At 44.0% G+C, this 21,478-nt stretch carries 22 protein-coding genes and 1 tRNA gene; 13 read left to right on the top strand and 10 right to left on the bottom strand.

All coding sequences use genetic code 11. The features are described 5' to 3' along the window. The first annotated feature begins 102 nt into the window (after positions 1-102). Together carB and myaer_RS12055 are read left to right on the top strand one after the other, a co-directional pair. Positions 103-3,348: a carbamoyl-phosphate synthase large subunit gene (carB, locus tag myaer_RS12060; RefSeq protein ID WP_046662270.1), complete on the top strand. Its 3,246-nt coding sequence runs from the start codon at positions 103-105 to the stop codon at positions 3,346-3,348. A gap of 147 nt (positions 3,349-3,495) precedes the next feature. Beyond that, positions 3,496-4,899 (top strand): TldD/PmbA family protein, encoded by a 1,404-nt coding sequence (locus myaer_RS12055; RefSeq protein WP_046662269.1) that lies wholly within the window; start codon positions 3,496-3,498, stop codon positions 4,897-4,899. A gap of 407 nt (positions 4,900-5,306) precedes the next feature. Here myaer_RS12055 and tatA read toward each other — a convergent pair whose 3' ends face one another. The 4 genes from tatA to myaer_RS12030 form a co-directional block, all read right to left on the bottom strand. Further along, positions 5,307-5,483: a twin-arginine translocase TatA/TatE family subunit gene (gene tatA, locus myaer_RS12045; RefSeq protein WP_002791490.1), complete on the bottom strand. Its 177-nt coding sequence runs from the start codon at positions 5,481-5,483 to the stop codon at positions 5,307-5,309. Positions 5,484-5,595: 112 nt separating this feature from the next. Beyond that, positions 5,596-7,026: a dihydrolipoyl dehydrogenase gene (lpdA, locus tag myaer_RS12040; RefSeq protein ID WP_046662267.1), complete on the bottom strand. Its 1,431-nt coding sequence runs from the start codon at positions 7,024-7,026 to the stop codon at positions 5,596-5,598. 557 nt (positions 7,027-7,583) lie between these two features. Beyond that, positions 7,584-8,270: a DUF3782 domain-containing protein gene (locus myaer_RS12035; protein WP_046662266.1), complete on the bottom strand. Its 687-nt coding sequence runs from the start codon at positions 8,268-8,270 to the stop codon at positions 7,584-7,586. Positions 8,271-8,532: 262 nt separating this feature from the next. Next, the gene (locus tag myaer_RS12030; protein ID WP_046662265.1) at positions 8,533-9,018 is read right to left on the bottom strand and encodes an orange carotenoid protein N-terminal domain-containing protein; all 486 of its coding nucleotides are present in this window, start codon (positions 9,016-9,018) and stop codon (positions 8,533-8,535) included. A 133-nt stretch (positions 9,019-9,151) separates the two neighbouring features. Here myaer_RS12030 and queG point away from each other — a divergent pair, with 133 nt between their 5' ends. Both queG and myaer_RS12020 read left to right on the top strand, forming a co-directional pair. After that, positions 9,152-10,099, top strand: a complete 948-nt coding sequence (queG, locus tag myaer_RS12025) for a tRNA epoxyqueuosine(34) reductase QueG (RefSeq protein ID WP_046662264.1) — start codon at positions 9,152-9,154, stop codon at positions 10,097-10,099. Then, positions 10,089-10,727, top strand: coding sequence for an HAD-IA family hydrolase (locus myaer_RS12020; protein ID WP_046662263.1), 639 nt, complete (start codon positions 10,089-10,091; stop codon positions 10,725-10,727). Before queG ends, myaer_RS12020 begins: the two co-directional genes overlap by 11 nt. A 74-nt stretch (positions 10,728-10,801) precedes the next feature. Here myaer_RS12020 and myaer_RS12015 read toward each other — a convergent pair. Beyond that, positions 10,802-10,887, bottom strand: a tRNA-Leu gene (locus myaer_RS12015). A 172-nt stretch (positions 10,888-11,059) separates the two neighbouring features. Between myaer_RS12015 and ndhL the strand changes: the two genes are divergently transcribed. The 6 genes from ndhL to myaer_RS11985 all read left to right on the top strand — a co-directional run bounded on the left by ndhL (position 11,060) and on the right by myaer_RS11985 (position 15,038). Beyond that, complete coding sequence (ndhL, locus tag myaer_RS12010) at positions 11,060-11,299, top strand: NAD(P)H-quinone oxidoreductase subunit L (RefSeq protein ID WP_046662262.1); 240 nt, start codon at positions 11,060-11,062, stop codon at positions 11,297-11,299. 21 nt (positions 11,300-11,320) lie between these two features. Continuing rightward, positions 11,321-11,626, top strand: a complete 306-nt coding sequence (locus myaer_RS12005) for a DUF3007 family protein (protein ID WP_002783731.1) — start codon at positions 11,321-11,323, stop codon at positions 11,624-11,626. A gap of 4 nt (positions 11,627-11,630) precedes the next feature. Then, entirely contained in the window at positions 11,631-12,059 is a 429-nt protein-coding gene (locus myaer_RS12000) for an ATP-dependent zinc protease (RefSeq protein ID WP_046662261.1), read from the top strand. 436 nt (positions 12,060-12,495) lie between these two features. Next, positions 12,496-13,419 carry a restriction endonuclease gene (locus myaer_RS11995; RefSeq protein WP_046662260.1) on the top strand — a complete coding sequence of 308 codons (924 nt, stop codon included), beginning with the start codon at positions 12,496-12,498 and terminating at the stop codon, positions 13,417-13,419. Between the two features lie 75 nt (positions 13,420-13,494). Further along, positions 13,495-14,076 carry a phycobiliprotein lyase gene (locus tag myaer_RS11990; RefSeq protein WP_046662259.1) on the top strand — a complete coding sequence of 194 codons (582 nt, stop codon included), beginning with the start codon at positions 13,495-13,497 and terminating at the stop codon, positions 14,074-14,076. A gap of 209 nt (positions 14,077-14,285) precedes the next feature. Then, positions 14,286-15,038, top strand: a complete 753-nt coding sequence (locus myaer_RS11985; RefSeq protein ID WP_046662258.1) for a phycobilisome rod-core linker polypeptide — start codon at positions 14,286-14,288, stop codon at positions 15,036-15,038. 59 nt (positions 15,039-15,097) lie between these two features. Here the strand turns inward: myaer_RS11985 and mnmA are convergent, their stop codons facing one another. Then, on the bottom strand, positions 15,098-16,186 hold the full coding sequence (mnmA, locus tag myaer_RS11980; RefSeq protein ID WP_046662257.1) for a tRNA 2-thiouridine(34) synthase MnmA: 1,089 nt from the start codon (positions 16,184-16,186) through the stop codon (positions 15,098-15,100). A 105-nt stretch (positions 16,187-16,291) separates the two neighbouring features. Here mnmA and myaer_RS11975 point away from each other — a divergent pair, with 105 nt between their 5' ends. Beyond that, complete coding sequence (locus myaer_RS11975) at positions 16,292-16,927, top strand: hypothetical protein (RefSeq protein WP_046662256.1); 636 nt, start codon at positions 16,292-16,294, stop codon at positions 16,925-16,927. Positions 16,928-17,472: 545 nt separating this feature from the next. On the opposite strand, the gene myaer_RS11970 is transcribed toward myaer_RS11975, so the two are convergent. After that, on the bottom strand, positions 17,473-18,450 hold the full coding sequence (locus tag myaer_RS11970; protein ID WP_046662255.1) for an alpha/beta fold hydrolase: 978 nt from the start codon (positions 18,448-18,450) through the stop codon (positions 17,473-17,475). 561 nt (positions 18,451-19,011) lie between these two features. Between myaer_RS11970 and myaer_RS11965 the strand changes: the two genes are divergently transcribed. Beyond that, entirely contained in the window at positions 19,012-19,866 is an 855-nt protein-coding gene (locus tag myaer_RS11965) for a universal stress protein (RefSeq protein ID WP_002803408.1), read from the top strand. 3 nt (positions 19,867-19,869) lie between these two features. Here myaer_RS11965 and myaer_RS11960 read toward each other — a convergent pair whose 3' ends face one another. Genes myaer_RS11960 through myaer_RS11950 form a run of 3 tightly spaced genes read right to left on the bottom strand, consistent with a single transcriptional unit; the run spans position 19,870 to position 20,487 of the window. Continuing rightward, on the bottom strand, positions 19,870-20,043 hold the full coding sequence (locus tag myaer_RS11960; protein WP_235614740.1) for a hypothetical protein: 174 nt from the start codon (positions 20,041-20,043) through the stop codon (positions 19,870-19,872). Continuing rightward, on the bottom strand, positions 20,024-20,353 hold the full coding sequence (locus tag myaer_RS11955; protein ID WP_235614857.1) for a site-specific integrase: 330 nt from the start codon (positions 20,351-20,353) through the stop codon (positions 20,024-20,026). The genes myaer_RS11960 and myaer_RS11955 overlap by 20 nt, the downstream gene beginning before the upstream one ends. After that, complete coding sequence (locus myaer_RS11950; protein ID WP_071846458.1) at positions 20,290-20,487, bottom strand: hypothetical protein; 198 nt, start codon at positions 20,485-20,487, stop codon at positions 20,290-20,292. The genes myaer_RS11955 and myaer_RS11950 overlap by 64 nt, the downstream gene beginning before the upstream one ends. Positions 20,488-20,662: 175 nt before the next feature. Between myaer_RS11950 and myaer_RS21215 the strand changes: the two genes are divergently transcribed. Further along, on the top strand, positions 20,663-21,127 hold the full coding sequence (locus myaer_RS21215) for a hypothetical protein (protein ID WP_149039032.1): 465 nt from the start codon (positions 20,663-20,665) through the stop codon (positions 21,125-21,127). Positions 21,128-21,478 lie beyond the last annotated feature (351 nt).

The following is a 21,478-nucleotide window of genomic DNA, read 5'->3' as shown; positions in this document are numbered from 1 at the left end:
ACACAAGCAAATAAGGTCATTAAACCTAAATAAAGCTTTAGGGAATAGAGGGGTGACAACATATACAATGATTGGGGTTTATAGTCAAGCAACCCTAAGCCTATGCCACGCCGTGATGACTTACAGAAAATCCTAATCTTGGGCGCTGGCCCGATTGTCATCGGACAAGCCTGTGAATTCGACTATTCGGGAACTCAAGCCTGTAAAGCCCTACGAGAAGAAGGTTATGAGGTAATTTTAGTCAATTCTAACCCCGCCTCGATCATGACCGACCCAGAAATGGCCGATCGCACCTACATTGAACCAATTCTGCCGGAAATTGTCGAGAAAATTATCGCCAAAGAACGCCCCGATGCCATTCTACCGACTATGGGGGGTCAAACGGCCCTAAATACCGCCGTCGCTTTGGCCAAAAGCGGCGTTTTAGAAAAATATAACGTCGAATTGATCGGGGCAAAACTTCCCGCTATTGAAAAAGCCGAAGATAGGGAACTATTCAAACAAGCAATGGAGAAAATCGGTGTTCCCGTCTGTCCTTCGGGGATTGCCAACAATTTAGAAGAAGCAAAAGCGATCGCCCATCAGATCGGTTCCTATCCTCTCATTATCCGGCCAGCCTTCACTTTAGGCGGAACGGGTGGCGGTATTGCCTATAACCAAGAAGAATTTGAACCGATGGCCCAGTATGGGCTAGATTGTTCGCCTACATCGCAAATTCTCGTCGAAAAATCTCTAATTGGCTGGAAAGAATACGAATTAGAGGTAATGCGCGATCTAGCCGATAACGTGGTGATCATCTGTTCGATCGAAAACTTTGACGCTATGGGAGTCCATACCGGCGACTCGATTACGGTTGCGCCCGCCCAAACCCTAACCGATAAAGAATACCAACGCCTCCGGGACTATTCTAAGGCAATTATTCGGGAAATTGGCGTAGAAACTGGCGGATCGAACATCCAATTCTCCGTTAATCCCACTAACGGCGACGTAATCGTGATCGAGATGAATCCCCGGGTGTCCCGTTCTTCGGCCCTAGCATCGAAAGCCACGGGATTCCCGATCGCTAAATTTGCCGCTAAACTAGCCGTAGGCTACACTTTAGACGAAATTCCCAACGATATCACCAAAAAAACCCCGGCTTCCTTTGAACCGACTATCGATTACGTCGTCACCAAAATTCCTCGCTTTGCTTTCGAGAAATTCCCCGGCTCCCAACCGATTCTAACCACCCAGATGAAATCCGTCGGGGAAGCCATGGCTATCGGTCGAACTTTCCAAGAATCCTTTCAAAAAGCACTGCGCTCCCTAGAAACGGGGCGTTTTGGCTTTGGTTGCGATAAAGTCGAAACTCTCCCCCCCCTCTCGGAAGTCCGGGCTAGTTTGCGGACACCCAACCCCGAACGAGTTTATAGTATCTATCATGCTTTTAAATTGGGCATGAATGGGGAGGAAATCCACGAACTAACCGGAATTGATCCCTGGTTCCTCGATAAATTGGCCGATTTGATGGAAACCGAGAAGTTTCTCAAACGAACTCCCCTGAAAAGTCTCCGCCAAGAGGACCTATTCGCTATTAAACAACAGGGCTTTAGCGATCGCCAAATCGCCTTCGCCACCAACAGCAGCGAGGACGAAGTGAGAAGTTATCGCAAGGGTTTAGGTATTATTCCCGTTTATAAAATGGTGGATACCTGCGCGGCGGAATTTGAGGCCCTAACGCCCTATTATTATTCCACCTACGAACGGGTAGAATCGGAAGTTTTACCCTCCGATAAACGCAAAGTGATGATCCTTGGTGGTGGTCCCAATCGCATCGGTCAGGGGATAGAATTTGACTACTGTTGTTGTCATGCCGCTTTTTCCCTCAGTAACGCTGGTTTTGAGACGATTATGGTCAACTCTAACCCGGAAACTGTCTCCACCGATTACGATACCAGCGATCGCCTTTACTTTGAACCCCTGACTAAAGAGGATGTCTTAAATATCATTGAAGCGGAACAACCAGAGGGTTTAATTATTCAATTCGGTGGGCAAACACCCTTAAAACTGGCGGTTCCCCTGCAAAAATATTTAGAATCGCCTAATTGTCCCGTAAATACCAAAATTTGGGGAACTTCACCCGATTCGATCGATGCTGCCGAAGACCGGGAACGTTTTGAAAAAATCCTCCGAGAATTAGATATCCGACAACCCCCCAACGGTATTGCCCGCAGTTTCCAAGAATCCCAAGCAGTGGCTAAACGCATCGGTTATCCTGTGGTAGTACGTCCGTCCTACGTTTTAGGCGGTCGGGCGATGGAAATCGTCTATTCCGATAGCGAATTGGAACGCTATATGAAGTATGCGGTACAGATAGAACCGGATCACCCGATTTTAATCGATAAATTCCTCGAAAATGCCATCGAAGTGGATGTGGATGCCCTGTCAGATACAACGGGAACAGTAGTTATCGGGGGATTAATGGAACATATCGAACAAGCGGGCGTACATTCGGGCGATTCTGCCTGTTCTATCCCCCATACGTCCCTGAGCGCCCCGGTTTTAACCACAATTCGACAATGGACGGTGGAACTAGCGAAAGCTTTAAAAGTAATCGGTTTGATGAATATCCAGTATGCGGTACAGGGGGAGACAGTTTATATCTTAGAAGCGAATCCCCGCGCCAGTCGTACCGTTCCCTACGTTTCCAAAGCAACGGGAGTTCCTTTAGCAAAAGTTGCCTCCCTCGTCATGTCGGGCAAAACCCTAGCAGAATTGGGTATCATCAGCGAAGCAATTCCCCGTCATATTGCCGTAAAAGAAGCGGTTTTACCCTTCCAGAAGTTCCCCGGTGCCGATACTCTCCTGGGACCAGAAATGCGTTCTACAGGGGAAGTAATGGGGATTGACAGCGATTTTGGCAAAGCTTTCGCTAAAGCGGAAATGGCCGCTGGCGTGATTTTAGCCACCAGTGGGACCGTTTTTGTCTCGATGAATGATCGCGATAAAACCCCGATGGTCCCCGTGGTTAAGGATCTGCAATCCCTCGGTTTTCGCGTTGTCGCCACTTCGGGAACTCGTGAAGTTTTGTTAGAAAACGGTTGCGAAAATATCGATTTAGTGCTAAAGATTCACGAAGGCCGCCCCCACGTTATCGATTGGATCAAAAATGACTGGATTCAGTTTATTGTCAATACTCCCAGTGGTGAAGAATCCCAAAACGATGGCCGACAAATTCGCCGTACTGCCCTCGATTATAAGTTACCAATTATCACCACTATCGCTGGGGCAAAAGCGACAGTAGCGGCCTTAAAATCCCTGCAATCCCAACCTTTAGAGGTGAAAGCTTTACAGGATTATCTCGCCTAATTTTCAGTTATCAGTTATCAGTGAGCAGTTATCAGTTATCAGTTATCAGTTATCAGTGAGCAGTTCACTCTTTACTGTTTACTGTTTACTGATCACAGCAAAAAATCTCCCATCACCCCACACCCGACACCCCACTTCCTAATTCCTATGACCGATACTCTAAACGATTATAAAAACCTAATTAGTGAACTGATTAACCGTTATAAAAACCGCGTCGATTTCCTGACAATTCGTCTGGAAGAAGCGCGGGGGACTAATATTCTACTACGTTCCGAACGAGTGGAAACCCTGAGCGAAGGTATTGCTATCGGTGGTCAGGTACGCGCCTGTTATAAAGGAGGTTGGGGATTTGCCAGCTTTAATCAATTATCCAGTTTACAGGAACGATTAGAAGATGCGATCGCTGCTGCCCGTTTAATTGGGGAAGAAGAAACCCTGATTGCTCCAGTAGAACCTGTAATTATCTCCTGTGAATTGCCTTTAACAGGAACAGATCCCCGTTTAGTACCATTAGCCGATAAAAAAGCCCTCTGCGATCGCTATAATAACCTATTGCGTCAACACCATGCCAGTATTGCCACCACTTCCGTCCGTTACAGCGATAGTAGTCAACATATTCTTTTAGGCACTTCTGACGGGACTTTAATCGAACAAAAATGGTCGGACTTAGAAATGCGTTTTTCGGCCACCGCTAGGGATGGGGACAGCGTACAAACGGGCCGGGAAACCACAGGATCCCGAAAAGCTTTCGAGGATCTGGTCAATTTAGAAGAACAGGTGCAGGGGGCGGCTAAACGGGCCCTACAAGCCCTAGTTTTGCCCCCTGTCAAGGGCGATACCTACACCGTCGTCATCGATCCCATTTTAACCGGTCTGTTCGTCCATGAGGCTTTTGGCCACCTTTCCGAGGCAGATATGTTATACGAAAATCCCGACCTTTTGGAAGTGATGAGTATGGGCAAACGTTTTGGACCAGATAACCTGCAAATCTTTGACGGGGCCAGTCCAGAAGGTCATCGGGGCAGTTATTTTTATGACGATGAGGGAACCCCCGCAACGACGACTCAGTTAATTAAAGATGGGGTTTTGGTGGGAAGACTGCATTCGCGGGAAACGGCGGGCAAATTAGGCGAAAAACCGACCGGTAACGCCCGTTGTCTCAATTATCATTATCCGCCCATTGTCCGCATGACCAACACTTGGATTGAACGGGGAACCACTCCCGTTAAAGAGTTATTTTCGGGGATAAAAACGGGAGTTTATGCCCAAAATTGGCAGGGAGGCATGACTAACGGCGAAATGTTCACTTTTAGCGCCGGGGAAGCTTGGATGATTCGCGATGGAGAAATTGCTGAACCCGTTAAAGATGTGACTCTCTCCGGTAATGTCTTTAAAACCCTAGCCAATATTGAGGCAATTGGTGATGATTTCTACTGGGATGAGTCGGGGGGCTGCGGAAAAGGGGGTCAAAGTGGTTTACCCGTCGGCTGCGGTGGCCCCAGTCTCCGTATCCGCGATGTGGTGGTGGGGGGAGAAGCCGATATTCAGTGAACAGTAAACAGTAATCAGTAATCAGTGAAAAGAAAGTGGGAAACTACTATTTAATACTGATAACTGATAACTAATAACTGATAACTGATAACTGATATAGCGGAGTTTCATCCAGGTGAAATCGGGTGTATCCCACATTTGCAGAAATACCGACAAGCAGCAATTATCAGTGACTATTAAATTAGTACAAAAATATGAACAATCGCGTGTAAGCATCTCACAGTTAACCTAATGCGCGGGGGTTTGGGGGCGGCGCCACGCCCCCAACGGGGGGTTTGGGGGGTAGAACCCCCCAAAAGCTTGGATTGAGTGATAAAACCGAAAGTAACGCCCAATTTTAGGAGAAAGTTTCCCCTTAAAAATCCCAAATTAGTAGATTTACAAAAATGAGATGCACCCGCCGAAATCTATCTCATTTTCTCGTCACTGTCTTCAATTTCTTGCTCATCTTGATTGATTTCTTCCTTAAATCCCCGTAAAGTTTTCCCCAAAGCTGCCCCAAATTCGGGTATTTTTTTCGGTCCAAATATCAGGACAATAACCACAGCAATAATTACTATTTCTGGCCAACCTAATCCAAACATAATCTTGAAAGTAAAAAGTAAAAAAAGAGAAAGGAGTCAGAATTCAGGAGTCGGAAACTTAACGGTGATAACTGATAACTGATAACTGATAACTGATAACTGATAACTGACTCTACGCTGCCACTTCAGCGCGTTTATAAGCTTCGTCGAGGACTTCTGAGAGAGTCGGATGGGTGTGGATGCGGAAAGCGAGTTCATGGACAGATTTACGTTCAGCGATCGCATTGGCCGCTTCTTGAATTAAATCCGATGCGTGGATACCGATAATATGAACACCGAGTAATTCCCCCGTATCCTGACGATAAACGACTTTAGCGATGCCTTCCGTTTCTCCTTCCGCTAAAGCTTTAGAATTTCCCTTAAAATAGGTCTTGACAGAAGCCACCTTATACCCTTCTTGCTGTGCCAAAGCTTCTGCTTGCGGTTCCGTTAAACCCACATAACTAATTTCGGGGTGGGTAAAAGCAGCGGCGGGAATACTGCGATAATCGATGGTTTTTGGGCGATTACAGATATTTTCAATGGCTATTACCCCTTGACCCGAAGCAGCGTGAGCTAACATCATTTTACCCGTAGCATCGCCCACAGCCCAGAGATGGGGAATCGGTTCACCGTCCTGAATTACCTGCATTTTGTCATTAACGGCAATAAAACCGCGTTTATCCAGTTCTACACCCACAAATTCCAATCCGAGATTCTTGGTCGCGGGGATTCTTCCTGTAGCGACTAAACAAGCATCTACCTCTAAAATTTCGATCGCTTCTTTGCTTTTTGCGTCCACCAGTTCAATGGCCACGGGATTCCCCGGTTTAATACTTTTTGCCAAAACTCCCACATAAGTCTCGATGTCTCTAGGTTTAATCAGAACTCTTTCCGCGATTTTCGAGATTTCTGGGTCAAATCCAGGCATGAGACTATCTAAAGCTTCGATCATCGTCACTTCACAACCCAAAGCGGTGTATATATCCGAAAATTCCAGACCGATATAACCACTACCGATAATTGCGATCCACTTGGGTAAAGTTTCTAATCTAACGGCCTCATCACTGGTAAAAACCGTTTTATGATCGATCTCGATCCCCGGTGGGACAAAGGGAACCGACCCCGGACAGAGCATAATATCCTTAGCGGTGTAGATTTTTTCGCCACTATCACCGATGACGCTAACTTTTTGCGGGCCGGCGATTTTTCCCCAACCGTGGATAGTATCAACCTTGAGACGTTTAAGACTATTAGTGAGATCGCCTCTAATTTTACTAACAAGGTTGTTAGCATGATCGGCAATTGTCGGACGGTCAAAATTCACGCCACCGATGGCAATACCTAGACTTTTCAGATGGTCACTATCGGCCAATTCGCGCACTCGTCCCGAGGCTGCCAGTAAAGCTTTAGAGGGAATACAACCGCGATTGACACAGGTTCCTCCCATATCTTTGGCTTCGATAATAGCCGTTTTTAGCCCACATTTGACTGCGTGTAGGGCTGCCCCGTGGCCACCAACTCCAGCACCGATAATAATTAAATCGTAGTCGAATTCACTCATAGTCTCTCTGACTCTCAAAGTTAGCATTATCCCATTTTACGATCCACTGCGATCAAGCGGTGCTATCCCGGTCAAAAACTGGAGCCAGTTTTTAGCCATCAGACTCTTGTGCATTGAAACTGGCTATTGACAATTTTAGGAGAAGACGTTACTAGACCTCTGGTAAAAATCAAAAATTGTTGTTAGGGTTAGCAGTCAGTCGTCAGTAGTCAGTAGTCAGGAGAATTAAGCATGAATAATAATTAATTAAATGGTCTATAGCGTTTCCTAAGCTAGTGAGGTACACCTATTTTCTTCCCTTTTGCCTTTTGCCTCTTGCCTTTTGCCTAAAACCCATAACTTTTGTACCTCAGCAGACTGAAAAACGCTATATTCACAGATTTTAGGCAATTTAATCCTTATTTTTGCCGTTTTTGAATCCTTAAAAATTAATTAGAGTTTGCTGAATCAAAATATGAATACTAATCCTGCATCCTATCCATAAGTTAGTCTAGTCCTAGATTGGAAAAATTAGACCTCCCGCCAATACTTTGCCAGATGAAGGAACCATCTTTCTCCTACCATAATTTAGGCTCGAAACCAGAATCATTAATGATTTCTACCGTTTCTCCCGAAGGTTTAATCACAAATAAACCCTGTTTATAGGCATAACGATCTACTCCTTCATCTATTTCTATTCCCGCCACTGCACCATAAGCTTGATAGTTTTTATAATGGGGAAATGCTTGTTTAAATCGACTTAATTTTTCTAAAAACTCGTTGACATCATCTTTCGATAAACGAGACTTACATTCTACTAAAACTAACTCGGTGTCATCGACGGCTAAAATGTCAATCTCCATGGCTATTCCTTGCCGTTTTACCCTGGCACGACTGTAGGTTTCTTTGACATCGATACCCTTGCCACGAAATAGGCCAATAACAGCAGGTTCGACTAATTCCTCGACAAATCTTCCCCAGCGAGTGGTTAAACTATCCACCGCACGACTGGTATTAGCCACTGTTTTCTCTAGCTCGGCTAAACGGCGATCGGCTTCAACCTTGGCTTCAGCAGCCCGGCGATCATATTCAGCAGCCCGGCGATCATATTCAGCAGCCCGGCGATCGGCTTCGGCGGATCGGCGATCATATTCAGCCTTGGCTTCAGTCGCCCGGCGATCGTATTCTTGGCGTGATTGTTCAAACTTTTCGTTAGTTTTCTCAAAAAGTTTATAGATATCTTCGATGGTAATCGGTTGAGACATGGTTATTTGTTTTAATCTTTCTTATTTTACTATAATTGTACTAGCAAAGTACAAGTCATTTTGGGGACAAGATAAAGTATGAAGGTATTGGGCATCGACTGGCTACTGTTCCGCAGTTCCAGCGTTCCCTAAAATCGGAGACTTCCCACCTCACTATGAAGATAACTGCTCTCGATCAAAAACAACCCCTAACCTCTCGGCTAGGAGTTATGGATCAAGGTAGTTGTTTTGTCAAAATTAAAGATAGAGATGAGTTGAAAAACTAGGCAAGAGGATCTACACCCATGTCCACTACAGCATTGCGTAAAACGGTGATTTGTTGGCTAAAGTCCAGTCTTTGCAGAGCGGTGAGGACGATATTTGCCTCGCGAGTCATTTTGTAGTTAGCGGGGACGGGAACCACAGTTCCTTCCTTCATCATTTCCGCTAATTGATACCAGAAAGCTAGTTTGGTGTTAACACTGAGAACACCGTAGGAGCGGGTAATCGGATTGCTGACTTTTTTAACCAAATCGCGCATGGTTTCTAATTGTTCAGAGTGGGACATGGCTTTAATTTGGCTCAGTAGTCCCTCGGCAAATTGTAAACGAGCGGCTCCCGGTGCGGCGGGGGTAATAGAGCGACCCATTTCCGTATAGGCGAACCAGAGAACGGCTAGTTTATCATCGGTGTTCAAACTTTTGTATTGAGCGGTGGTGCTAGGAACATCGATCGCTAAAGTGTTGAATGCAGATGCAGTGTAAACCATAATAAGCCTCAGAGGTGATTGTTTATTTAATTTAGAGACTTGCTTACTGCCTTATCTCTTTACCTGCCCATTATGTAACAAAAAATTTAGGATTGCAAATAATTGTTACAAATACTTGACTTAAGATATTTCTATGCTGACGGAAACACAAATCAAAGAAAAAGCGCTAGAGTTGGGCTTCCATGGGGTCGGTATTGCCTCTGTGGACAGCCAAGACTCGGCGGTATCCCATCTAAAAAGCTGGTTAGAGCGGGGTTATCACGCTGATATGGATTGGATGACTAACCCGAAACGACAGGATATCAAAACTCTTTGGCCAGAAGTGCGATCGCTAATTTGTCTCGCCCTTAACTACTACACCCCCCAGCAACACAGTCAAGAGCAAAACCATGGCAAAATTTCCCGTTATGCTTGGGGAAGGGATTATCACAAAGTATTAAGTAAAAAATTAAAAGCCCTCAGTCAATGGTTAGAAAGTCAGGGGGAGCAAATTCAAACCCGTTACTATGTGGATACTGGACCGGTACAAGATAAAGTTTGGGCGCAAAGAGCAGGGATCGGCTGGATTGCCAAGAACGGTAACTTAATTACCCGCAATTACGGCAGTTGGGTCTTTTTAGGGGAAATATTAACTAATTTACCTTTAGAACCCGATCGACCCCATAGCGCCCATTGTGGCACCTGTAGCCGTTGTTTAAGCGCCTGTCCCACCCAAGCAATAGTTAGTCCCCATGTGGTGGATGCTAATCGCTGTATTGCTTACCATACTATCGAAAATCGTGCTGTAACTTTGCCTACAGAAATTGCCAAGAATTTACAGGGTTGGGTCGCTGGCTGCGATATCTGTCAAGATGTCTGTCCTTGGAATCAACGTTTTGCCCAAGTTACCGACGTGGAGGATTTTCAACCTCGTCCCGAAAACCTTTCGCCAAGGTTGGATGAATTAGCTAATCTAACTATAGAGGAGTGGGATCGTCGTTTCATCTCGTCAGCCCTACGTCGAATTAAACCCCAGCAGTGGCGACGTAATGCCCAAGCTAATTTAGCTCATTCTCCTAACCCCGCACAAGATGACAATTAAAGTGGTCGTGTTCGATTTTGATGGTACTATCGCCGATACCCACGATACTTTCGTGGAGATTGTCAATCGTTTGGCTAAAAATTTTGGTTATCAACCCGTCAACGAGGAAGATTTGGCCAGACTAAAAAACCTTAGTTCCCAAGAAATTATTAAACAATCCCAAGTTTCCCCCGTTAAAATCCCTTTTTTACTCTATCGAGTTAAACGGGAATTAAATAAACAAATTGAATGTCTGAAACCCTTCCATGGCTGGCATCAATGCCTCGCCACTCTTAAAGAAAGAGGCTATAGATTAGGAATAATAACTTCTAATACCAAAGAAAATGTCACCATATTTTTAGGGAATAATCAACTATTAAATCTATTTGATTTTATCTGTTCGGGAACACCTTTATTCGGCAAACACAAAATTATCGATCGCCTGATCCGACAAAATAAATTCTGTCCCGATGAAATGATTTATGTCGGCGATGAAACTAGAGATATTACTGCTGCCCAAAAAAGTCAAGTGCAAGTGGTGGCCGTCGCTTGGGGCTTTAATTCCCCTCAAATTCTCACTCAATTTAACCCCGATCATCTCATTCATCATCCCCTAGAATTATTGGATATTTTAGATAGGGCTGGCTGAAAAAGTTTTTACTAAGAGCATGGACATTTGTACTAGAATATCCAACACTCAGTTTAAATATAGACTCCAATCGATGGGGGCAGAGAGACTCGAACTCTCACGAGCTTATAAGGCTCAACGGATTTTAAGTCCGTAGCGTCTACCATTCCGCCACGCCCCCGTTATTTAACCGACAATTTCCTATCATATCACAAATAATTTAATTAGCAAGAGTATTTTCAGTAAATTATTTTAGCCCGCCAATTCGATCGCCACAAAGGGGGAAAGAGGGGGTAAAATAATCAGCAGGTGAATTGCCGTTCACCGACAGCCATTGATAAAAATCAATCCTTATGCAATCAATTCTGACGCAAGAAACCATTATCATCGCCCTGATCTACCTATCTCTCAGTGTCTTGTATTTGCTCGTCATTCCCGCCGCTATCTACTACTACCTCAATACACGCTGGTATGTGGCATCTTCTTGGGAAAGAGGGTTTATGTACTTTCTGATGAGCTTTTTCTTCCCCGGGATGCTGTTGTTGAGTCCTTTCCTTAACTTCCGTCCCCAACGTCGTACCCTAAAAGCTTAAGTTATCAACCAAAAAAAACCCATGAGACGCATTGATGTCATCGGGATTGGTATAGGGATGTTTGCTATGGGCGGCATCCTCTACATTGTCCTACAAAAAACCGGTTTAGATAGTGCTTCGGCGGGAATTTGGAGTCAAGCGGTGTTGGTTGGTGGTGTCATCGGTTGGATTTTTACCTATCTGTTTCGAGTCGCCACCGATAATATGACCTACGGCAAACAGCGCAAAGATTACGAAGATGCCGTCTTTAAAAAACGTCTGGAAGCGATGACTCCCGAAGAAATCGCCCAAATGCAGCGGGAGATTGAAGAGGAAAAAACTAAATAGACCGATGAAACCCGATAAAATCATCATCGGTTGGCGAGAATGGCTCGATTTACCTGATTTAGGCATTACCAAAATAAAGGCCAAGATTGATACAGGCGCTCGCTCCTCGGCCCTACACGCTTTTCATCTCCATCCTTTTCGAGATGGCGATCGCAATTGGCTGCGCTTTCAAGTTCATCCCTACCAAAAAGATAGTCGCCACACTGTCACCACTACCGCAGAAATCCTCGAATGGCGACGGGTAAAAAATTCCGGGGGTCAAAGTCAATTACGTCCCGTAATCAGAACAAGTGTATCACTGGGCGGTCGTCAATGGCCGATCGAATTAACCTTGACTAATCGCGATGTCATGGGTTTTCGGATGTTATTAGGACGAGAGGCCCTGAAAAAAGGCTTTCTTGTCCATCCGAATAGGTCTTTTTTACTGAGTTAAGTTATATTTAAAGCCGTGGCTCTCCCAGGTTTGGTGGGTAAAATGTATTCTAAGATACATTACTCCTAGCGAGGGAGTGGAGCGAACCACAAAGACACAAAGGACACAAAGATCGATCCTATGTAAGTTAAACTTATCACACAGAACCTAGAAGAGCCAAGCCGTCAGTTTTGCATCAGTTATCAGTTATCAATTATCAGATGTGAGTTTTTAGTTCACTGTTTACTGTTTACTAAAAAGGCTCCACTACTTCCCGATCTCCTATACCTTTTAAACAAGATTTAGTATTAGATTCCCATAATATTGATTCTCTCTCAGATTCTTGAGGAATGCCTCTCGACATTCTTAATAATTTCAGGTGTATTATTATCTATCTAAATTCTTGGAGATTGTTGCTGTATAATTGTGATGACTGCCCCCGCTTTTCAGCTGAACTATGCCCATTCCCGATTTTCAATCGATTATGTTGCCTCTACTAAAAATACTTGCAGATGGCAAAGTTTATAAATATCGAGAAATTTTTGAAGCCTTGGTCAGAGAGTTTCAAGTCACGGAAGCGGAAAGAAAAGAAATGCTTCCCAGTGGACAACAAGAAATTTTTGCTAATCGAGTCGGTTGGGCAAAAACCTATTTAAAGAAAGCGGGATTAATTGACTCACCCCAAAGGGCAACTTTTGTAATTTCTGAGAAAGGAAAAGAAATCTTATCTCAAAATCCTGCTCGAATTGATGCCAAATTTCTCAGACAGTTTCCCGAATTTCAAGAATTCAATCGAGTCAATAAGCAAAATGAAACTATTACTCTTGAAAGAAATTTATCAACTTCTGATCAAGAGCAAAATCCCGAGGAATTACTAGAAAACTCCTATCAAGAAATTCGTCAAGCATTAGCAACAGACTTACTTTTTATTCTGCGAAAATTATCCCCAGATGCTTTTGAAAAATTAGTAGTAGAATTACTGGTAAAAATGGGTTATGGTGGCTCGATTAGAGATGCTGGTAAAGCGGTAGGTAAGAGCGGGGATCAAGGGATTGATGGGATAATAAAAGAAGATAGACTCGGTTTAGATATAATCTATATTCAAGCCAAAAGATGGGCTGATAATAATGCCGTTGGTCGTCCAGAAATCCAGAAATTTGTCGGGGCATTAGCGGGACAAGGAGCCAAAAAAGGTATTTTCATCACCACTTCCTATTTTACCAAAGAGGCTTTAGAATATGCCCCTAGAAATGAGATAAAAATAGTGCTGATTGATGGGGAAGAATTAGGTCAATTGATGATCGATTATAACTTAGGTGTATCGACAAAAGAAATCTATGAAATCAAGAGAATTGATCATGATTATTTTGGGGATGAATGAGAGAGAGAGGGGGACAAGGGTTACAGGAAACGGCCATGGCGTTAAAATAGATAGGGAAAACAGAGGATAAAAACTATGGACGGGATGACCTTTTTTCAGAAAAGTGCGGGACAGTGGAAATCTCAGCGCACCACCCATCATTTACCCTTTCGACGCTCAGAAACCGGCGATTCCGAGATTTATGTGGAAGCTTTAAGCGCCGATAACCCGAAAATTATCGCTATCTGTGAAATGCACGAAGTCGATCCCGCTAAGACTGTGGGGGGTGCCTTTGTCAGTTGGGATGGTTCGATGCAGTGGGACAAAGAAAACGAAAATCATCAAGGAACCACCGTTTTTGCGCTAATTCCCGACGAAGATAATCCCCAAGCTGGTGTTCTCCTGCGGGAGCGCGGTTATGCGGAAATCATTCCCGTGGCGGGCCGTTATCACATTGATGAACAGGAAGGTTTAGTCTTAATTACAGAATACGAAACTATGACCTCGATCGAGCGTTTTTGGTTTGCCGATACCGATTTACGTCTCCGCACTAGCACAGTTCAACGTTTTGGCGGTTTTAATACGGCCACTTTTTGTGCTGAATCCCGCAATCAGTCATCGGAGTCAGTCTCTAGTGATTCCCCCGAACCATCATCCTATTCGATTAGTGGCTGGTAAATTCAGTTATCAGTTATCAGTTATCAGTTATCAGTCATCAGCTTTTTTCTCCCCTCTCCCTGCTCCGGCGCTCCCCCACTCCCCGGATGGTAAGCAACTTTTCTTAACAATTGTAAGAATTTTTAATATTTCTTTTCTAGTTGGCACCTACTCCCTTATCATTAGGAGGAAAGTTTTTTAAGCATTTCTAAGGATACGGAGGTTTACCCTTGGCCATTCCTCTTTTAAATTACGCCCCCAAGTCCCAAAACGTGCGGGTAGCTGGTTATGATGTCGGTGGAGACGAAAAACCGAGAGTTTACACGACGGAAAATGTCCTCTCCCCTAGCGACCTGAACGATTTAATTGAAGCCGCTTACCGTCAGATTTTCTTCCATGCCTTCAAATGGGATCGGGAACCCTTCCTCGAATCCCAATTACGCAATGGACAATTATCCGTGCGGGATTTCATTCGTGGTTTACTGTTATCGAAAACCTTCTATAACAGCTTCTACGAGAAAAACAGCAACTATCGCTTTGTCGAACAGGTAGTACAAAGAGTTCTCGGTCGCGATGTCTATAGCGAAAGAGAAAAAATTGCTTGGTCGATTGTCGTTGCCACCAAAGGCATTCAAGGTTTTGTCGATCAACTTCTCAACAGTGACGAGTATCTGCAAAGCTTTGGTTATGATACCGTTCCCTACCAACGTCGTCGCACCCTAGCCAGCCGCGAAATCGGTGAACGTCCATTCAACATCACCTCGCCTCGCTACGATGGCTACTATCGTGGTATTTTGGGCTTCCCCCAAATCGTTTGGCAGAATGCTGTCCGTCGCTATGTTCCCCAAGAGCAAAAACCCAAAGCTGGCGATCCTTCCAGCTTCTTGGCTATGGCCCGGGGTCTCGGTAGCGCCAAAGGCAATCCTGTACCAAGAGTCTCCGCTATGAATATTAACATCGAGGCTTCTGTACCCCGTCGTTAATTTTTAGCTCAACCTGCCGGGGAGAGTCCCTAATTGGCAGAATGACCCGCGAACCATAATCAGGTTATTCTGTGAATTGGTGGCTCTCCATTAGGGGTGGCTCCTGAGATAATCCCCCCACCGAGGACGATTTCCCCTTCATAAATCACGGCTGCCTGGCCCGGAGTGATACTAAATTGTGGTTGATCAAAAACCAGTTTCACTTGCTCATTTTCTAGGGGAATAACATTGACGGGAACGGCCGGAGAACGATAACGGACCTGTACTTGAGCGCGGATAGGGGTGGTGGGTTCAGCAATAGAAACCCAGTTCATCCGTCCGACAAGACAAGCGGCACTAACGGCACTTTCGCGATTACCGACGATAACCCGATTCATGACGGGATCGAGTTTTACCACATAGAGGGGTTCGGCGGCGGCGATGCCGATGCCTTTGCGTTGTCCGATCGTATAATGATGGATACCGCTATGTTTACCCAAAACTTTGCCATCGAGATCGACGATATCGCCCTCACTGACGGCGATATACTTATCCAAGAATGATCGCATAGTTCCGTGAGCTTCAATCAAGCATAAATCCTGACTATCGGGTTTATCTGCCGTTTTTAAGCCGAATTCCTGGGCAATCCTGCGGGTTTCTGCCTTGGTTTGTTCGCCCAAGGGAAATAAAGTCCGACGCAATACATCTTGAGTTAGATCATAGAGAAAATAGGATTGATCTTTATTTTTATCGACGGCGCGCAGCAGTTGATAACGGTTATTTTCAGGAGAAAAACGAATTCTAGCGTAGTGACCAGTGGCAATAGTGTCCGTTTGCAAGGTTTCCCTGGCATAATGCAGCATCGGGCTAAATTTTACCGCTTTATTGCACTGAGAACAGGGCAGCGGTGTGATTCCCGCTTCGTAACCAGAAACTAGATAATCAATAATTTCTTTTTGGAAAAGCTCGCGACTATCGACGATATGATGGGGAACCCCCAACTGCTCACAAATAAAGGCCGCATCTACCATTCCCTCGGAGCAGCATTGACCTTTACCCTTCATTAACCACAGGGTCAAGCCAATAACATCATAACCTTGAGCGTGTAAGGCGGCAGCGGCGACAGAGCTATCTACTCCCCCCGATAGACCGACAACAACTTTTCCCATAAACCTTGTAATGATTTTTAACCAATATACTTTCTAGACTAGCATTTCCTCCTTTAAAATTTGGACATGGTGTACCCAAATTTCCTGTGAGGACAAACCAGCACAATGAGAACAAACCTACTGTTTTTCTCGGCTTTATTTTGGTTAAAAGTCGGGATAATCGCTCAAGGAACGCTACTGCTAAAAGCAAACTTATCTTTTGCCCAGAATCTTTATCCCGGTCGTCGTTTGCCTCCACCGCCGGCGGTGAGACAACCAACTAAACGTTCAGACAGTCCCAGTGCTGTTAATTGTTCCCAATGTCCACCCTTAAATTTACCCCCAGTTAATTCTCCTTCAGTTCGTCCTCTGGTGGCGGACCCAGTTTCTGGTAATCAACCCCTGAGAGAATACGTTTTTCAAGCTCCCGCTACCGTGCGTCCTGCCGATGCTACGGTGATTAATAATAGTAATCGTCAAACTGTCAATCCACCAGCACCCAGACCTCAAAATCGCGCCAATAAACCCCCCGCACCACAGCAGCGGGTTATTGCCGCTAATCAACTCTTTCGCGTTGAAGTTAGGAGTAATAGTGCGGAAGCGTTGGCAAAAATTAAAGAAATTGAACCCCTCGCATTTATCCGTACGGGAGAAAATGTGATTCAAGTTGGGTTATTTCAACAACAATACCAAGCTAAACAACGGGTACAAGAGTTAACTAAACAGGGTTTTAGCGCCCAGATTATTACCCTCAATAATTAGTAAAGTTAGGGTTGAGAATATTAATAATAATCCGGGTTCAGGTCTGGGAATTATCCCTAAGTCTCCTTAACCCTTGCCCTGCTGCGGGTTAATAAAACCGCTTGTAATACTAAATCCTGTTTAAAAGGTATAGGAGAGTGGGGAGACACAATATTATAGCGTTTTTCAGTCTGCTGAGGTACAAAAGTTATGGGTTTTAGGCAAAAGGCAAGAGGCAAAAGGCAAAGGGGAAGAAAAACAGGTGTACCTCACTAGCTTAGGAAACGCTATAATTAAAATTATCAAAAATTAATTTTGAGGGCAAGTTCTTAAGTAGCTAGACACAATTAATTACACATAAGTAGCTGGTTATAATTAAATTAAAAATGGATTTTAGGTTCGATCCCCCCTGCCCCCCCTTGATAAGGTAGGGTTGATTCATGAATCAACCCTACCCTTGATAAGGGTGGTGTCTGATAATTTTTAACGCCTACCTACTTATCTAACTATCTCTTGCCTGTTGCCTCTTGCCTATCCTAACCAAGAAATTAATTTTACCCTATTACCTAGCACATAGAGTTAATTTTGTCAAGCACAATTCTGACCGCATCGATGATCACATCCGGTTGATCCATCCAGACAAAATGGCAACTTTTATCCGCTTGTATTTGCAGAAAATCTCCGGATAACTTGCCTAATTCCAGGTGCATCTCCTCCCGGAGTCGGTTGGCACTTTTAAGGGGAATAAACCGAGTCCAAAGGGAAGGTTTAAAAAAAGAATTAGCTTTAATACTAACTATCGGTAAATTACCGAAATTGTTAGCCTCACTCACCTGACGAGCGCTTTGGTCGAGATTAAGCATTTCTCTACTCATCGTCATCCAGTGTTTAGCGCGACAGAAAGAACGCTTAACTCGATGACAAGAATCTGGGGAAAAGCGACGCAATTCTGGTTTTAATAATTCAAAAACTCCCAGAACTCTCAAAACTCGGATAATGCCTAAAATTGAGCCGATAATCGACATCCAAAATCCGGAGATAAAAAATAATTTTAATGCCTTTAATGCTGGCGACATTTTCAGCATTCCTTTGTCGTGTAAACCATCGGTGAGTACCAAACCTACTACTTTTTCTGGGAACAGATGAGCATACAGTCGAACATTATAACTACCAAAAGAATCACCAACTAAAATATAAGGCGGTTCTATTTTTGCTTGGGTTAGTAATTGATCTAATTCCTGAACAATTTGGTAGCTAGTCCGGGGATAAGGACTAGAATCGCTCCAACCATAACCCGCTCGATCATAAATACAAACCCTAGCTAATTGTGACAATTCTTCTATCAAAAAATATCCCTCAATTCCTCCTAAACTATGGTCAATAATAATAGTGGGACTAGCTACTCCTGCTAGACAAAAATGCAGGCGATATTTACCCAGATTAATCAAATTACCCGGCGGTGCTTTTTGTTCTTCTAACCAAACAGATAACGTCTGATAAACTGTTGTCGCTACTAGGAGAATTACTCGAATTGATAAAGACATAACTAGACCTCTTGTAAAAATCAAAAATTCTTGTGGTTGCTGGAGAATTAAGAATGAGCATTAATCAATTAAATGCTCTATTTAGGGATTTTATGCAATTTTATGTCTATTTTTCTCATTTTTGCACTCTCAAAAATTAATTATGCAAGAACTCTAATCATCAATGAAATGGTCGATTTAATGGTGAGCAGCGGCAATGATACTAAATCCGTTTATTAAAGACTGATTATCTATACCCCCTCTCTTGCCTCTTGCATGAGTGCCTGTCCTTATAAGTAGCCTATACTCAACGGATTTAGCTGTGATTAAAAGAGAGCGCCAGCATTGCATCCAAAATATAATACAAATGAACGCTTTACCCGATGATTTTGAGCCAAGTATTTCTAATCAATTAAGCATAAATACTTAAAACAACCTCAAATGCGAGCTGCTACGCAGTGCCTTCGGCATCGCGTTAACCGAAGAAAAAGCGCTTAATAAGTTGTTAAATTTCGGGAACAACATTAGCAGTATGCTGAAAATTGGCGAAAACTATTAAGATCATAGACCGAGTTTAATCTTATGCTAGAGAAAATACTATACGCTGATTCCGGCACAGGTCAAACCCAAGAAATGCTACAAGCATTGATGGATCTCCCCGCTATCCGGAAAGCGTCGATTACCATTCTCCGGGTTGTTCCCCCTCAGATTACCACCGAAGCTCTGGCCAGTAAATGGGAAGAAGGGACCCAAATGCTGACTAAAATCCTGCAAGAAGTCAAAATTGAACCCAGCAAAGTCTCCACGATTCTGCGGCAAGGAGATCCCAAAGATACCGTCTGTCAAGTTGCCGACGAAATCGGGGCCGATTTGATCCTGATGGGTTCCCGAGGACTGAAGCGACTGGAGGCAATTCTAGAAAATTCCGTCAGTCAATACGTCTTTCAACTGACTAATCACCCGATGTTATTGGTAAAAGACGATATTTACGTCAAAAAAATCAAAAAGGTGATGGTAGCTCTCGATAAGTCTAGTTCGGCTGATTTAGCTCTCGATCTGGCTATTTATCTCCTGCGGGATTATCCTTCAGCAGAGTTAATTCTGGCCCGCGTCAACCCCGACTTAAAACCGGAATTTGCCCCCACTTCCCCCAAAGAAATGGAAGAAAACCCGATTATAGGGCCGGCAGTGGCAAAAGCGAAACGGATGAATATACCCTATCGCTGCGTGGTGACGGGGGGTAAACCGGGAGAACAACTCTGCAAACTCGTCGATGATTATAATGTGGATCTCTTACTGTTGGGTTCGCCGGATCGCCGTCCTTCCGTGGCTAAGAGTTTACCAGATCTCGATCGCCTTCTCGGTACTTCCCTCTCGGATTATGTGCGGGTTAATGTCAATTGTCCCGTCCTTTTAGCCAGAAAAGAAGGGATTTAGCCCCTATTGGGTGTAGGCAGGTAAGTCTTGACTCATTTGATTTAAGTTGCTGGCAATGGCTTTCATCGTCATAAAAGCCGAGCTAAAGGCGATTAGCTCATTTAAGGGATAACTTCGACTCTCAACCCGCAAACTCAGTAATTGCTTCTCAAGAGATTTAATTTCTTGGATGAGCAATCCTAACTTTGGTGGGTTGAGAATTACCTGGGCAGCGATCGCAGTCTGTTGTGCGATCGCTAAAATCATCAGCCATTTTTACTTTTTTGGTGAGGACGGTGGGCAGACGTTTGGAGCGTTTTGCCCGTAAATATGCACCGATATTTTCCAGTTCAATTTTCAGAACTTCTCGATAAAGGAAAAGGATGGCGTTGAGGGCTTGGTTTTGGGTGGCGGTGGCAACGTTTTTATCAACGGCAAGATGGCTCAAAAAGGCTCTAATTTCTTCACCCCCCATTTCACGGGGATGTTTTTTCTGATGGAAGAGCAGATAACGCTTAATCCAGTCCAGATATGTTTGTTCGGTGCGGTAGGAGTAATGCGGTAGGGCGGATCGTCTCTCGCACTACGTCTAGGAGTTTTCGGGGTGGGGGAGGGTTCATAAAAGAGTACGCTAATCGGCATAACACGCTTATCGTAATATTATACGGAAAACTTCTCGCGATCACTCCATTTGAGCGTAATATACGGAAAGATTCTTTAAAAAATGTGTATTTGGCGTGATATACGGAAAATTTCCGTATAATATATGGTTAGACTTCAAGAAGTTTAAGAAATTTAATTCAATTAATTCAATCACATGAAAACGTCAAAATTCACAGCTTGTTTAGTTTTTGTTGCAACTGCAATGAACTTAAGTTTTTATAGTAATGAAGTTTTAGCACAAAATAAGGGGCTATCAGAAAGACAGTGTGAGCAACTCCATCGGCAAATTGCACAATATTTTGAGGCAAACGCACCCTCGCCTCTTGATTTTTCTCAATATAACAATTGGATAAATAGTTTAGCATCAACGATTGCAGAGGCTGAAAGAAAATATCCAGAGTGTAAAGTTACACGACGAGTTAGTGATAGCGATAGACAACAATTGCAACAAGAATATGATGCAAAAAGAGAAAGACTACAAAAAGAACGAATGTGCTATGCGGGATATGCGAATGTCTGTAGAGAAATTGGCGATGAAGCTAACTATAGAAGTGCAAGGAGAAGAGTTTGTAATCAAGCTAACTTAAAATATGATGCAAGATCAGACTCATGCTACTAATTTTAGTGCGATCGCTACTCTTGTAGTGCGATCGCTGATCTTGTAGGGTGCGTTAATGCAATGTAACGCACCTTATCTAATGTTCAAAATCCGTGCGTTACGCTGACGCTAACACACCCTACTGGACTGTTTCAGCCTCGCCCGTAGGTTGGGTTGACGCAAGGAAACCCAACATCAATCAACTCATAACAGAGTGCGATGCCGAAGGCACTGCGTAGCAGCACGCCGATCTTGTAGGGTGCGTTAATGAAATGTAACGGTGCGATTCGTTTCTAGGGGAATAAATAGCCTAGAGTAGCCTGTAGGTTGAACTTCGGCCGTGAGCTTTTGCCGAACGGTTGACGCAAGGAA

Source organism: Microcystis aeruginosa NIES-2549, assembly GCF_000981785.2.
Lineage (GTDB): Bacteria > Cyanobacteriota > Cyanobacteriia > Cyanobacteriales > Microcystaceae > Microcystis > Microcystis aeruginosa_C.
The sequence above is the reverse complement of the archived record's forward strand: the minus strand, read 5'-3'. Positions and strand labels throughout refer to the sequence as shown.